Here is a 14,117-nt window from a genome sequence, read left to right as displayed (position 1 = left end):
GGGCGTCAGCTCGCGCCAGCAGCGCGCGAGGTGCGGGCGGACGGCGACGTCGCCGGCGGCGAGCTCGTCGAGCACCGCGTCCGGGTCGGCCAGCCGGGCGGCGTACTCGCGCAGCGGGAGGTGCCGCAGGACGGCGAGCTTCAGCCCGCCGGCGCGCACCGCGAGGGGCAGCATCCCGGTCGCGTCGACGATCTCCTCCGCGGCCGCGAGGTCGCTGCGCAGGCGGTCCGGGCCGATGATCCGGCCGAGCAGCTCCAGCGCCTCGTCCGGCGAGTAGGGGGGCGGTTCGACCCGGTGCACCGGCGCGAGGCCGGCCAGGTGGACGCGCGAGGTGACCACGGCGGCGCTCACGCCGTCGGCGGGCAGCAGCGCCCGGGCGACCGTCTCGTCCGGGACGTCGTCGAGGATCAGCAGCACCCTGCGGTCGGCCAGCCAGGCGTGCCACCGGGCGACCGTCCGGCAGGGGTCGTCGGCGGGCTGCTCGGCCATGCCGGCCAGCCGTGCGACGTCGCCCAGCACCTCCTGCCAGGACCGGGGCGACCCGTCCTCGGTGCGGGACCGCACCAGCATCCGGCCTTCCGGGAAGTCGGCCTGCAGCAGGTGCGCGATGCGGACGGCGAGCGTGGTCTTCCCGATCCCGGCGGGGCCCACCAGGGCCGCCACCCGGCCGCCGTCGACGAGCAGTTCCCGCAGCTCGCGCACCTGCTCCGCGCGGCCGGTGAAGTCCGCGGTGTCGGGCGGCAGGACGGTCCGGGCGGGTCCGCCGGCCGGACCCGGCCGTCCGCCGCCGCGCCGGGCGGCCAGGATGCGGCGGTACTGCCGCTCCAGGGCCGGGCTCGGCGACAGGCCCAGTTCGCGGGCCAGCAGCTGCCGGTACCGGTCGTAGGCGGCCAGGGCCTCGGCCTGGCGGCCCAGCACGTGCAGGGTGTTCATCCGGGCCGCCTGCAGCCGTTCGCGCAGCGGGTGCCGTTCGATCAGCTCGCCGACGCCCTCCGCGACCGCGGCGATGGCGCCGCCGCGTTCCAGCTCCGTCTCGGCCCAGTCCTCGTAGCCGCCGAGGCAGCGCTCCTCCAGCCGGGCGGCCTCGGCCCGGACCATGGGGGAGCAGCGCAGGCCGGCGAACGGGTCGCCCTGCCAGAGGTCCAGTGCCTGGCGGAACAGGCCCGCCGCCGCGTCGAGTTCACCGGCGACCGCGGCGGTCCGGCCGGCCTGGGCGAGGTCCTGGAACCGCGAGACGTCGTACTCCGACCGCTCCATCCGCAGGCAGTAGCCGCCGTAGTCGTGGACGATCCGGGCCCGGTCGCCGTCGCCGCCCTCGCCGGCCTCGTCGCCGAGCAGCCGGCGCAGGGCGGACACGTAGACGTGGAGGTTCTTGCGGGCCGTCCGCGGCGGCTCGTCCTGCCAGACGGCCTCCGTCAGCAGCTCCAGCGAGACGGGGCGGTTGGGGCAGCAGAGCAGCATGGCCAGGACCAGCCGCTGTTTGGGCGGTCCGAGCGGCACCGGCCGGCCGGCGACCTCGACCTGGAGGGGGCCGAGGACCGAGAACCGCACTGTGGTCCGCCGCTGCTCGTCCAAGGACTCCTCCAACGGGTGTCGGTCGCGGTGGTCCGGCGTGGCGGGGGCGTCGCCCGGGACCGCTCGCATCGGGCCGGTCCGGCCGGCGCCCTGCCGGGGGGCGGGCCGCCGCCCCCACCGTGATCTTCCCGATCCTCGCGCGGCCGGACAACGGGGGACTCTGCCTATGTTCTGGCCGCGGCCCCCGACCAGTCCGGTCCGCCCGCCCCCATGAACCGGACGGCGCGAGCAGTCGGTCCCGTACCTGCCGCGGGCCGCTCGGGCCGGGCGGGTGCGAACCGGTCACCGTCCCCGGAGGGGCGGTGACCGGTTCCGTCCGCGGTGACCGGCCCGCCGCTCAGATCAGCGTGCGCCAGTAGTACCAGAAGCGGTTGAGGACCAGCAGGGCGATCACCGCGTACCAGAGCACCGGGACCACCCAGTGGTAGCGGGCCGCCTCGCGGACCGCCGGGCGCAGGGCGCGCGGCACCGGGAGGACGCCGGAGCGCAGGTTGTGCAGGGTGGTGTACCAGAACAGCGGGATCATCGCCGCCCAGACCACCATGCAGTACGGGCAGAGCGCGCCGATCCGGTACAGCGCCTGGTACGTCAGCCAGCTCACGAAGCCGATGCCGAAGACCGTCCCGGCCTGCAGACCCAGCCAGAACCAGCGCCGGTAGGAGGCCCCGGCCAGCAGCCCGGCGCCGATCGTCAGGACGACGGCGAAGCCGGCCAGGCCGAGCAGCGAGTTCGGGAAGCCGAAGGCCTCCGCCTGGTCGCTGCGCATGATCGAGCCGCAGCTGATGATCGGGTTGATGTTGCAGTTGGGGACGTAGGACGGATCCTCCAGCAGCCGGATCTTGTCCAGCGTGAGGACGGCGGAGGCGAACAGCCCGAGCGCTCCGCCGATCACCAGCAGCAGGGCGAACGGCCGGCTCGCGCCGAGGCCGGCGCGGCGGGCGGGTGCGCCGCTCCCGGGTGCGCCGGGACCGGTCGCGGGGGCGGCGGCGGTCACCCGGTCACCTGCTTGACCATGGCGGTGAAGCGCTCCGGGGTGGCGGGGGCGCCGCCCGAGAAGACGTCGAGCTTCCTGCCGTCCAGCCGGACGGTCGGGGTGCCGGTGACGCCGCTCTTGTCGAAGGCCTTGTTGACCTGCTCGGCCCAGGGCACGTAGGTGCCGTCCTGGACCGCCTTGACGAAGCCGTCGGTCTTCAGGCCCGGCACCTGGCCGGCCAGGTCGAGCAGGTGGTTGACGTCGGCGAAGGCGTCGTCCCGCTCGTCCGGCTGGTTGGCGTAGAGCACGTCGTGGAACTGCTTGAACTTGTCCACGCCCTCGTTCAGCGCCGCACCGGCGGCGGCCAGCGCGGTCCGCGAGCCCTTGCCGCCGAGGCCCTGGTCGAGGAAGGTCGCCAGGCGGTACTCGATCTTGTACGTGCCGGCGTCGGCGAGCTGCTGCATGGTCGCGCCGGTGGTGGTCTCCAGCTGCTCGCAGTAGGGGCAGCGGAAGTCCTCGTACACCTCCAGGGTGTGCGGGGCGTCGGCCTTGCCGTAGGTGATCACGGTGCCGTCGGCGCCCGCGTTGGCCGGGGTGACCAGCGGCCCCGTGGCCGCGGTGTCGCCGGAGCCGGAGGAGCCGCCGACGGCGAAGGCCACGCCCGCCGCGAGGGCGAGCACGGCGGCGGAGGCGACGCCGACCACGGTGCGGCGGCGGATCCGGGCGGACCGCTCGGTGCGCTCGCGCTCCTCGCGCATCCGCTCGGTGGCGGCCCGGCGGGCGGCGGCCCTGGCGGACGCCTTGGGGCCGGTGGCGCCCTTGGTGTTCTTGGGGTTCTTCGGGTTCTTCGGGTTCTTCGGGGCGGTGCTCATGGTGACGTCGTCCTGGTGCTCGTGGCGTGCGTGCGGGCGCGGCGGGACGACCGGCGGAGGACCACCGGGGAGACGGGGTCGCTCAGCAGGCCGGCGCGGACACCGGGGGGCCGCGCCGGACGGCGGGCCGGAGCAGGACGGACTCGGCCGGTACCCGGACCCGGCTGGCGCGCGGGAACGGCATCCGGACGACCGGGCGGGCCGGGCGCGGCGCGACGAGCAGCAGCACCCAGCGGCCGGCGGCGGAGAGGAAGCGCCGGGCGAAGTCCCCGAGCATCCGGACCGACCCGGCCAGGCCGGTCAGCGCGGCGTCGGCACGGCGCAGCCAGAAGGCGGCGGCCAGCGCGATCGCCGAGTGCAGCAGCAGGAGCAGCAGCAGGCTGGTCGGTCGGGAGAGGCCGTGACCGACCAGGAACCCGCCGAGCGAGCCACCGCCGCAGAGCAGCGGTTCGAGGCCGCGTGCGGCGCCCGGCGGCAGCGAGGGGCAGGTGGACTGGGCGAGGTCGAACAGGGCGCTCAGGCCGAGCTGCAACGGCAGGAAGACCGCCGCGACGGCCCGGTAGCCGCGCTCGCGGCCGGCCAGCGCGAACGCCACCGCGAAGACGGCGGCCCCGGCCACGGCCAGCGTGCCGAGCGGCAGCGGGCGGCCGGTGACCAGCACCTGGCCGAGCCCGGCGAGCAGCACGAGCAGCGCGGCGAAGACCGCCGCGCGGAGCGTCCTGGAAGCCGGGCCGACCGGGCCGGTGTGGGTCTGCATAGCATCCGAGTCTGCCACAGGTTGAAACCCGGACGACTGTTCCGGGCGCCCCCTGTGAAGATCCTCACCACGGCCCTGAGCTGCACTTACGGGCCGTTTACGTCCTGGGTGCCGGGCGCCGCGACGACCGGGTCGGCGGGCCGGGCGGCAGCCGCCATCCGGGCCTCGACCAGCTCCCGGAACAGCTCCAGGTCGGCCCGGACGGTCCGCTCGATCGCCCCGGCCTGGGCGAAACCGCGCGGCCCGCCGAACGCCTCGTGCACCGCCTCCGGGTCGTACTCCACCCGGACCTGGAGCCGGGTGTGCTCCCGGTCGAGCGCCAGCAGGGCGAAGGCGCCGTGCAGGTCGAGGCCGTCCAGGGTCCGCCAGGCCATCACCCGGCCCCGGCCCCGGTCGGTGATCTCGGTCTCGACGTCGTGCTCGCTGCCGGAGACCTCGACCCCGAGGTGGGCGAGGTTGCGGCCGTGCGGGTGGGCGCTGCGGACGCCGTCGACGAAGCGCGGGTAGTCGTGGACGCGGTGCAGCTGCTCCCAGGCGGCGAGCACCGGGGCGTCGATGTCGATCTGTTCCTCCAGCGTGCACATGGCGGGGCGGCCTCCCTCGGTGGTGCGCGGTCCACCTCCCAGCCTGCGCCGGGGGTGGCCGGTCGGCAAAGAGAGCCGCCGGGGCCGCGGTGCGCGGTGGTGCTGTGCGGGGTCGCAGCGTGGTCGCAGCGGGGGCGGAGCGCGGGCGGCTGCGCGAGACTGGGCGCATGCCGGAGCTGCCCGAGGTCGAGGCCCTCACCGCCTACCTGTCCGAGCGGCTGACCGGGCGCGTGATCGCCCGGGTCCAGCCGGTGGCGATCAGTGCGCTGAAGACGTACGACCCGCCGGTCACGGCGCTGGAGGGGCGCACGGTGGGGCCGGTCGTCCGGCACGGGAAGTTCCTGGACATCGCCGCCGGGGACCTGCACCTGGTGGTCCACCTGGCCCGCGCGGGCTGGCTGCGCTGGAAGGAGAGCCTGCCCGCGGAGCCGCCGCGGCCGGGCGGGCGGAACCCGCTCGCCCTGCGGGTGCGGCTCGACGGGCCGGACGGGGACGGGTTCGACCTCACCGAGGCGGGCACCAGGAAGGGCCTCGCGGTGTACGTGGTGCGGGACCCCGCGGAGGTCCCGGGGGTGGCCCGGCTCGGCCCGGACCCGCTCGACCCCGGATTCACCCCGGAGCGCTTCGCCGAACTGCTGCACGGCGAGAAGCGCCGGATCAAGGGCGTGCTGCGGGACCAGGGCGTGCTGGCCGGCGTCGGCAACGCCTACTCGGACGAGGTGCTGCACGCGGCCCGGATGTCCCCCTACAAGCTGGCGTCGAGCCTGTCCGAGGAGGAGACGGCGCATCTGTACGAGGCGCTCGGGTCGACGCTGCGCGACGCGGTGGAGCGCTCCCGGGGGCTGGCGGCGGGGGAGCTGAAGGCGGAGAAGAAGCTCGGCCTGCGGGTGCACGGCCGGACCGGGCAGCCGTGCCCGGTCTGCGGGGACACCGTGCGGGAGGTGTCGCTCGCCGACTCGTCGTTCCAGTACTGCCCGACCTGTCAGACCGGGGGCCGGCTGCTGGCGGACCGGCGGCTCTCCCGGCTGCTCAAGTAGCCCGCCGGCCCCGTCCCGCCCCCGCCCCCGTCCGTGCCCCTGCCCCTGCCCCCGTCCCTGCCCCCGACCCGGCCCCGTGGCCGGTGTGCCGGCCGGCCCCCGGCGTGCGGGGGCCGGGCCCGTCGTGGGCGTTCAGAGCTTGCGGGCGACGCCGCCCCAGTAGTACGCGGCGTACGGGTCGGCCGGCTGCTCGCCGTCCGGGTGCCAGGCCATGACCGGGGAGACGCCCGGCTCGATCAGCTCCCAGCCGTCGAAGAACCGGGAGACCTCTTCCTTGGTGCGCGGGACGAGGGTCATGCCGCCGGCCCGCGCGGCGTCGGCGACCTTGCCGACGGCCACCGGGTCGAAGTCCTGGGTGGGGTGGGTGAGCGCGAGGAAGCTGCCGGCCGGCAGGGCGTCCCGCAGCGCGGCGACCTTGCCCCACGGGTCGTCCTCGTCGGCGATCAGCATCAGGACGGCGATCATCAGCAGGCCGACCGGCTGGGAGAGGTCCAGCGTGGAGGTGAGCGCCGGGTCGGACAGCAGTTCGGCGGGCTTGCCGAGGTCGGCGTGGATGTAGGTGGTGCGGCTGGCCGGGGTGGAGACCATCAGCGCGCGGGCGTGGGCCAGCACGATCGGGTCGTTGTCCACGTACACCACCCGGGTGCCGGGGCTGGCCGCCTCGGCGATCTCGTGGGTGTTCGGCGACGTCGGGATGCCGGTGCCGAGGTCGAGGAACTGGCGGATGCCCTGCTGCTCGGCCAGGTGGCGGACGGCGCGGCCCTGGAAGGCGCGGTTCTCCTTGGCCATCGCCTTGACGCTGGGCACGGCCTGCTCGATGGCCTGACCCATGGCGCGGTCCGGCGGGAAGTTGGTCTTCCCGCCCAGCCAGTAGTCGTAGACGCGGGCGGAGTGCGGGGCGCTGGTGTCGACCCCGTACTTCTCCCACTGGCTGAGCTCGGCGGCGTCGTTGTCGGGCTGGTCGGCGAAGTCCTGACTCGTCGTCATGGCCACGTCCTCTGAAGACAGATCATCACACTGGGAGAGGTCAGACTAGCGGGCCCGGCCCGGCTCCGGTCGGGGGGAGGGGGGATGAGCTGCGGTTTGGTCCGTCAGGGTGGTGATCGAGCTCGTCGGAGTTGCCGCCGGGAGGCGGGGCGGTGAACGGGGGAGACATTCGACATGCTGTCTGATCGTCAGATTACTTCGCGAAGATTGCTGCTGGTCGCGGCCGGGATGTCGCTGCTCGGGATCGCCGGCTGCCGGGGTCCGGCCGAGGGCGGGGGAGGGGGTGCGGCGGAGGGCGCCGAGGCCGCCGGCCCGCCCGGCCCGGGCGCGGTACCCGGCTCCGCCGACCCGTCGCCCCCGGCGGAACCCTCCCCGTCCCCGTCGCCGTCCGCGGCGCCCTCCCCGACCGCCGCCCCGTCGGTGCCACCACCGGTGGCGCGGGCGCTGACGGCGGCCGAGACCCGGCCCGTGTACGAGCTGGACGCCGAGCGCCGGGTGGTCGCGCTCACCATCGACGACGGTCCCGACCCCCGCCACACCCCGACCGTCCTGGCGCTGCTGGAGCAGTACGGGATCCGGGCCACCTTCTTCCTGATCGGGGAGAACGCGGTCGAACACCCCGGGCTGGTCCGGGAGATCGCCGCCCGGGGCCACCACATCGCCAATCACACCTGGTCCCACCCCGACCTGCGGAGCCTCTCCGAGTCGAAGGTCCGGGAGGAGCTGGAACGCACCTCGGACGTGCTGCACCGGTCCACCGGGAAGGTGCCGACCTGGTTCCGCGCCCCCGGCGGGGACTGGTCCTCGACGTCGCTCAAGGTGAGCGCCGACCTGGGGATGCGGCCGATGGCCTGGTCGGTGGACCCCCGGGACTGGGCCCGCCCGGGGACGGGTGTGATCACCGACCGGATCCTCAAGGACGTCCGGCCCGGGGCGATCGTGCTCAACCACGACGGTGGCGGGGACCGTTCGCAGACGGTGGCGGCGCTGAAGACGTACCTTCCGGTGCTGATCGACTCCGGGTACCGCTTCACCGCGCCGCCGGGGTGAAACGGGGCGGCGGTGGCGCCGACGACGGCCGTGCGGTGACGGAAGGTAGCGGGAAATGGTGCTAAACCACCCGAAAGGATGGATTAGCAGAATCGTTTCACCGATTTTTGGGCCTCTAGGGTGAACTCGCATCAATTACCCAGGTACCACCCGGTACCGCCCTGAAAGGGCCACCCGTCATGCGTCTCCGCAACGCCGTGCTCGCCGCCACCAGCGCCGTCGCTCTCGTCCTCGCCGTCCCGGTCTCCGCCAACGCCGCCGACGGCGTCTTCCGCTACACCTACCGGGACGGCGGGGCCGACCAGCGTGGCGAGCTCGTCGATCCGCCGAGCGGGACGTGCATCGACCTCCCGGGGGCCACCGAGGCCGACCCGGCCTTCGCTCCCGTCAACCGGACCGGCGGGAGCGCCGTCGAGTTCCTGGAGTTCGGGTGCAGGGGCGACATCTACTACACGCTGAAGCCGGGTGGCTCGGCCGGGCGGCGCCTCCACGTCCGCTCGGTGCTGTTCTCGTAGCGGAGCCGTCCGGGCCGCCGCGCCTCAGCACGGCGAATTCGTACGAAGCGCGGGACAAGCGGGGAATTGGTTGAGACCATTCCGGTGAACCGGCCGTGAACGCGGGCCGGTCGACTGCGCGACGACACCGGGAGCGACCGTGCCGATTCGAACAGCCGGGCTCTCCGCCCGGGCCCGCGGAGTGTTCGTCCTCGCAGCCGTGCTGCTTCTCGCGGCCGTCGGCTTCGGCGTGCAGCGGGCGGCCGGCGGCGGGGACGCCGGGCCCGGAGGCGCCGGGCCGGCCGCCGCCCCGGCGGGGCCGCGCACCGCCGACCGGATCGTCCCGGCGCCGCTCTCCGCCACCACCGGCTCCGGGCCCGGCTACCGGCTCACCGCCCGCACCGCCGTCCGGACCGCCACCGCTCCGGACGCCCCGGCGCAGCAGGCGCAGGAGGTGCGGCGGATCGCCGGGCAGCTCGCCGAGGCGCTGCGCCGCCCGACCGGCCTGCCGGTCGAGGTGGTGGCCGACGGCGACGCGGCGGCCGACGGCATCGGCCTGCTGCTCGACCCCGCCCTCCCCGCAGAGACCGGCGCCGAGGGCTACCGGCTGACCTCCGACGCCACCGGCGTCCGGATCTCCGCCCGCACCCCCGAGGGCCTCTACCGGGGCACCCAGACACTGCGGCAGCTGCTCCCGCCGCAGATCGAGGGCCCGGCGAAGGCGGCGGACGGCACCGAGTGGACGGTCGCGCCGGTCACCGTCGAGGACCGCCCCCGCTACGCCTACCGGGGCGCGATGCTCGACGTGGCGCGGCACTTCTTCACCCCCGCCGAGGTCAAGGGGTTCATCGACCGGCTGGCCCTGTACAAGGTCAACCACCTGCACCTGCACCTGACCGACGACCAGGGCTGGCGGATCGAGATCCCGTCCCGGCCCGAACTCACCCGGGTCGGTGCGGTGAGCGAGGTGGACGGCACCCCCGGCGGCTTCTACACGGCGGCCGACTACCAGGAGATCGTCCGGTACGCGCAGGAGCGCTACCTGACCGTCGTCCCCGAGATCGACCTGCCCGGCCACAGCAACGCCGTCCTCGCCTCCTACCCGGAGCTCGACTGCACCCGCAGCGCCCGGCCCTGGCCGTACACCGGGATCGAGGTCGGCTTCTCGACGCTCTGCCCGACCGGCGACGCCGTCTTCGCGTTCACCCGGGAGGTGATCGCCGAGGTGGCCCGGCTCACCCCCGGCCCGTACCTGCACATCGGCGGCGACGAGGTGAAGACGATCTCCTCGGAGGAGTACGCGGGGTTCGTGCAGCAGGTGAACGCCCAGGTGCTGGCCGCGGGCAAGACGCCGGTGGGCTGGAACCAGGCCGCGCCGGCCGGGGTCGGGGTGCTGCAGTACTGGGACGGCCGCGGCGGGCGCGACGTCGAGCTCGGGCAGGCCGCCGAGCGGGGCGCCAAGGTGATCATGTCGCCGTCCGGCCGCAGCTACCTGGACATGAAGTACGAGAAGTCCTACCCGCTCGGGCTGGTCTGGGCCGGCACGATCGACGCCCGGCACGCCTACACCTGGGATCCGGACAACGTGCTCAAGCTGCCGGCCGGGTCGGTGATCGGGATCGAGGCACCGCTCTGGACCGAGACCCTGGACACCCCCTACGAACTGGACCTGATGCTGCTGCCCCGGCTGCCCGCGCTGGCCGAGCTGGGCTGGTCGCCGAAGGCCGCCCTCGACTGGGACGGGTTCAAGCGGCGGCTCGCCGAGGAGGGCGCGCGCTGGGACGCCGCCGGGTACGCCTACGAGCGGCGGCCGGAGGTGCCCTGGCCCGCACGGTAGCCCGGGGCGGCGTAGCGTGACGAGGGGAGGGTTCGCGCACGTCCCGAGTTGTGCAGGAGGAACGATGTCCGCACGGGAGCCGGACCCGGCGAAGCAGGAGCGGTTCGCGGGTCGCGTGGTGCAGGTGCTGAACGACGCCTGCCTGGGGATCATGGCCAGCGTCGGCCACCAGACCGGGCTCTTCGACACGATGGCCGGCCTCGCCCCGTCGACCAGCGGGGAGATCGCCGCCGCAGCCGGGCTGGACGAGCGCTACGTCCGGGAGTGGCTCGGCGGCATGGCCGTCGGCGGCTTCGTGGAGTACGAGCCCGGGCCCGAGCCCGGCCCCGAGCACGGCCGCTACCGGCTGCCGCCGGAGCACGCCGCCTCGCTGACCCGGGCGGCCGGGCCGGACAACGTGGCGGGCATGATGCAGTACCTCGCGCTGATGGGCGAGGTGGAGCAGCGGGTCGTCACGGCGTTCCGCGAGGGCGGGGGCCTGCCCTACTCGGCGTACCCGCGGTTCCAGGCCCTCCAGGGCGAGGAGACCGCCGCGGTCTACGACCGGGTGCTGGTGGACGGGGTCGTGCCCCTGGTGCCCGGCCTGACCGAGCGGCTGCGGGCCGGCATCGACGCGGTCGACATCGGCACCGGACAGGGCCACGCCGTCAACGTCCTGGCGAGGGCCTTCCCGGCGAGCCGGTTCACCGGCGTGGACATCTCCGAGAAGGGCATCGGGGCGGCCGAGGCCGAGGCCGCCGCGCAGGGCCTGGACAACGCCCGCTTCGTGCTCGCCGACTCCGCCCGGCTCACCGGCGCGTACGACCTGGTCACCGCGTTCGACGTGATCCACGACCTGGCCCGGCCGGCCCCCACCCTGAGCGCCGTCGCGGGAGCGCTGCGGCCCGACGGCGTCTTCCTGATGGGCGACATCGCGGCGAGCAGCCGGCTGGAGGAGAACCTCGACCACCCGCTGGGCCCCGCGCTGTACGCCTTCTCGGTCTTCTACTGCATGACGGTCTCGCTCGGCGAGGGCGGCGCCGGGCTGGGCACGGTCTGGGGCGAGCAGACCGCCCGGCGGATGCTGGCGGAGGCCGGGTTCGGCACGGTGGACACCCGGCGGGTCGAGGGCGACGTGCTCAACCTCTACTACGTGGCGCGCCCGGCCGGCACCCCGGCGTAGCGGCGGGTGCGGGGCCGGCGGGTGGCCGGGGCGCGGGCGCGGACGTAGGTTCGAAGGGTCCGTCCGAGTGAAGGAGGGCGTCGATGACCGGCAACGGCTACGCACACCCCGAGACGCTGGTCGACACGGAGTGGCTGGCGCGTCACCTGGACGACGGCACGCTCCGCGTCGTCGAGGTGGACGAGAGCACCGGGGCGTACGAGCAGGGCCACATCCCCGGCGCGGTCGGCTGGAACTGGGCCACCGACCTGCACAGTCCGGTCGGCCGCGACTACATCGACCGCACCGGCCTCCAGCACCTGCTGCGCGCCGCCGGGGTCGAGGACGACACGACCGTGGTGCTCTACGGCGGCCGGAACAACTGGTTCGCCGCGTACGCCTACTGGCTGATGCGGCTGCGCGGCTTCGGGCCGGTGCGGCTGCTGGACGGCGGGCGCAAGAAGTGGGAGCTGGAGGCGCGCCCGCTCACCCGGGAGGTCATGGACTACCAGCACAGCGGGTACCGGATGACCGAACCCGAGCACCCCGAGGTCCGGGCGCTGCGGGACGAGGTGCTCGCCAAGGCCGAGGTGTTCGCCAAGCCCGGTACGGACGCGGTGCTGGTGGACGTCCGCTCGCCCGCCGAGTACCGCGGCGAGGCGCTGGCGCCGCCGCACCTGCCGCAGGAACAGGCGCAGGTGCCCGGGCACATCCCCGGTGCGGTGAACATCCCGTGGTCGCAGGCGGCCAACGAGGACGGCACCTTCCGGTCGGCGGAGGAACTGCGCGCGCTCTACGGCGTGCAGGGCGTCGAGTCCGAGCGCGAGGTGATCGCCTACTGCCGGATCGGCGAGCGCTCGGCCCACACCTGGTTCGCGCTGACCGAGCTGCTGGGGTACCCGCACGTCAAGAACTACGACGGGTCGTGGACGGAGTACGGCTCGCTGGTACGGGCGCCGGTGGCGCTGGGGGCGTGAGGGTCCGGGCGCGGCGGAGGCCGCACCCGGCCGGACGTGGCACGGGCGCGGCACGGGCGCGGCACGGTGATGTCGGCCTGTTTCTTCTCATGAACATTTCATCTCCAAGGCGTGAGACGAGGTCCGCCGGGACAAGGATCGTTGCGACCCGTTGTCCCAGCGATCCTGTGGAGGACCCCTGTGCGCAAGAGGCTGATCGTCTCTGCCGCTGCCGGCGCGCTCGCCCTGCTCCTGTCCGTCCCCGCCTCCGCCGCCCAGGCCGGCCAAGGCGCGGCCGGCATCGGAGACTCCTACTACCCGAACGCCGGCAACGGCGGCTACGACGTCTCGCACTACGACATCCGCCTCAAGTACCAGCCCGTCACCGACGAGCTGGAGGGCACCGCCACCCTCCTCGCCACCGCCACCCAGGACCTCACCCGGTTCAACCTGGACTTCGTGCTCAAGGTGAACGAGGTGCTGGTCAACGGGCGCCCCGCCAGGTTCGCCGCCACCGGTGACCAGGAACTGGAGATCACCCCCGCCCGGACGATCGCCAGGGGCAGCCAGATCACCGTGGTGGTCCGGTACGCCGACAAGCCCGGCGAGGTCGAGCGCGGCGGCTACTCCGCCTGGATCCGCACCCCCGACGGCGGCGTCGTCGCCAACGAGCCCGAGGGTTCGGCCTGGTGGTACCCGAGCAACGACCACCCCACCGACAAGGCCAGCTTCGACGTCTCCGTCCTGGTCCCCGACGGCACCCAGGCGATCAGCAACGGCACGCTGACCCAGAGCTCGCGGGCCGGCTGGACCCGCTACAACTGGCGGCAGCCCAAGCCGCAGGCCACCTACCTGGCCACGCTGGCGATCGGCAGGTTCGACCTCTACACCGACACCACGGCGGGCGGACTCCCCGTCACCACCGCCTACAGCAAGGACCTCGGCGAGAACGACGGCGCCGCGCGGGCCAGCGTCGAGCGGACCGGCGAGATCGCCGACTGGCTGAGCGGGTACTTCGGCCCCTACCCCTTCGGCTCGCTCGGCGGCTACGTGCCCAACGTGCGCACCGGGTACGCGCTGGAGACCCAGACCCAGATCTTCTACAGCCCCGCCCAGTTCGCGCGCGGCGCCAACACCGGCGTGGTGGTCCACGAGCTGGCGCACCAGTGGTACGGCGACAGCGTCTCCGTCCAGCGCTGGAGCGACATCTGGCTCAACGAGGGCTTCGCCCGGTACTCGCAGTGGCTCTGGTCCGAGCACGAGAACGAGGGCACCGCCCAGGAACTGGCCGACTACGTCTACGCCTTCTACCCGGCCGACAACGCCTTCTGGACCGTCAAGCCGGGGGACCCGGGCGCGGACCACCAGTTCGCCGCCGCCGTCTACGACCGGGGGGCGCTGGCCGTCCAGGCGCTGCGCAACACCGTCGGGGACGACAAGTTCTTCCGGATCCTGAAGGGCTGGCCGACCGAGCGCAAGTACGGCAACGCCACCGTCCAGCAGTTCCAGGCGTACGCGGAGCGGATCTCCGGCAAGCCGCTCGGGGGGCTGTTCAACACCTGGCTGTTCACCGTCGGGAAGCCGGCGGTCGGCTCGTCGGGCGTCGCGGCGGGCGTCGCGTCGTCGGCTCCGTCGTTCGGTGCCCCGTCGGCGACCGCCCCGTCGGCGACCGCCCCGGCGTCCGGCGCGGCGGACGTGCCGCCGGAGCCGAAGTCGTGGAAGAAGATCCAGGAGACCAACGCGGTCCACGACCACCGGGGCTGACGCCCGGGCGCGAGCCCGCCCGCGACCTGCTGCCGGTGCACCTGGTCGGCAAGGGCGGCAAGAGCAAGCCGGTGGGCAAGAGCTTCGGCG

General features: G+C 74.2%; 13 protein-coding genes. 7 read left to right on the top strand and 6 right to left on the bottom strand.

The window, feature by feature from the left end; genetic code table 11:
• The 5 genes from ABZY91_RS38620 to ABZY91_RS38600 all read right to left on the bottom strand — a co-directional run.
• On the bottom strand, positions 1-1,644 hold a 1,644-nt coding region (locus ABZY91_RS38620), incomplete at its 3' end, for a BTAD domain-containing putative transcriptional regulator (RefSeq protein ID WP_355408501.1).
• A gap of 268 nt (positions 1,645-1,912) precedes the next feature.
• Positions 1,913-2,476, bottom strand: a complete 564-nt coding sequence (locus ABZY91_RS38615; RefSeq protein WP_329884425.1) for a vitamin K epoxide reductase family protein — start codon at positions 2,474-2,476, stop codon at positions 1,913-1,915.
• 89 nt (positions 2,477-2,565) lie between these two features.
• A complete protein-coding gene (locus tag ABZY91_RS38610) occupies positions 2,566-3,420 on the bottom strand; it encodes a thioredoxin domain-containing protein (protein WP_355408499.1) in 855 nt (284 codons plus the stop codon).
• An 82-nt stretch (positions 3,421-3,502) separates the two neighbouring features.
• A complete protein-coding gene (locus ABZY91_RS38605; protein ID WP_329952640.1) occupies positions 3,503-4,177 on the bottom strand; it encodes a hypothetical protein in 675 nt (224 codons plus the stop codon).
• 86 nt (positions 4,178-4,263) lie between these two features.
• Positions 4,264-4,761, bottom strand: coding sequence for an SRPBCC family protein (locus tag ABZY91_RS38600; protein ID WP_355408497.1), 498 nt, complete (start codon positions 4,759-4,761; stop codon positions 4,264-4,266).
• 167 nt (positions 4,762-4,928) lie between these two features.
• Between ABZY91_RS38600 and ABZY91_RS38595 the strand changes: the two genes are divergently transcribed.
• Entirely contained in the window at positions 4,929-5,798 is an 870-nt protein-coding gene (locus ABZY91_RS38595; protein ID WP_355408495.1) for a DNA-formamidopyrimidine glycosylase family protein, read from the top strand.
• Positions 5,799-5,930: 132 nt separating this feature from the next.
• Here the strand turns inward: ABZY91_RS38595 and ABZY91_RS38590 are convergent, their stop codons facing one another.
• Positions 5,931-6,785: an SAM-dependent methyltransferase gene (locus tag ABZY91_RS38590; protein ID WP_329884366.1), complete on the bottom strand. Its 855-nt coding sequence runs from the start codon at positions 6,783-6,785 to the stop codon at positions 5,931-5,933.
• A 207-nt stretch (positions 6,786-6,992) separates the two neighbouring features.
• On the opposite strand from ABZY91_RS38590, the gene ABZY91_RS38585 reads away from it, so the two are divergent.
• The 6 genes from ABZY91_RS38585 to ABZY91_RS38560 all read left to right on the top strand — a co-directional run bounded on the left by ABZY91_RS38585 (position 6,993) and on the right by ABZY91_RS38560 (position 14,027).
• Positions 6,993-7,835, top strand: coding sequence for a polysaccharide deacetylase family protein (locus tag ABZY91_RS38585; protein WP_355408493.1), 843 nt, complete (start codon positions 6,993-6,995; stop codon positions 7,833-7,835).
• A 179-nt stretch (positions 7,836-8,014) separates the two neighbouring features.
• Positions 8,015-8,350, top strand: coding sequence for a hypothetical protein (locus ABZY91_RS38580; protein ID WP_355408491.1), 336 nt, complete (start codon positions 8,015-8,017; stop codon positions 8,348-8,350).
• A gap of 139 nt (positions 8,351-8,489) precedes the next feature.
• The gene (locus ABZY91_RS38575) at positions 8,490-10,166 is read left to right on the top strand and encodes a family 20 glycosylhydrolase (protein ID WP_355408489.1); all 1,677 of its coding nucleotides are present in this window, start codon (positions 8,490-8,492) and stop codon (positions 10,164-10,166) included.
• A gap of 64 nt (positions 10,167-10,230) precedes the next feature.
• Positions 10,231-11,328, top strand: a complete 1,098-nt coding sequence (locus tag ABZY91_RS38570) for a methyltransferase domain-containing protein (protein WP_355408487.1) — start codon at positions 10,231-10,233, stop codon at positions 11,326-11,328.
• An 83-nt stretch (positions 11,329-11,411) separates the two neighbouring features.
• Positions 11,412-12,284, top strand: coding sequence for a sulfurtransferase (locus ABZY91_RS38565; protein WP_329884374.1), 873 nt, complete (start codon positions 11,412-11,414; stop codon positions 12,282-12,284).
• Between the two features lie 180 nt (positions 12,285-12,464).
• A complete protein-coding gene (locus ABZY91_RS38560; RefSeq protein ID WP_355408484.1) occupies positions 12,465-14,027 on the top strand; it encodes a M1 family metallopeptidase in 1,563 nt (520 codons plus the stop codon).
• Positions 14,028-14,117: the final 90 nt, after the last annotated feature.

Source organism: Kitasatospora sp. NPDC002965 (assembly GCF_040611255.1).
GTDB lineage: Bacteria > Actinomycetota > Actinomycetes > Streptomycetales > Streptomycetaceae > Kitasatospora.
The sequence above is the reverse complement of the archived record's forward strand: the minus strand, read 5'-3'. Positions and strand labels throughout refer to the sequence as shown.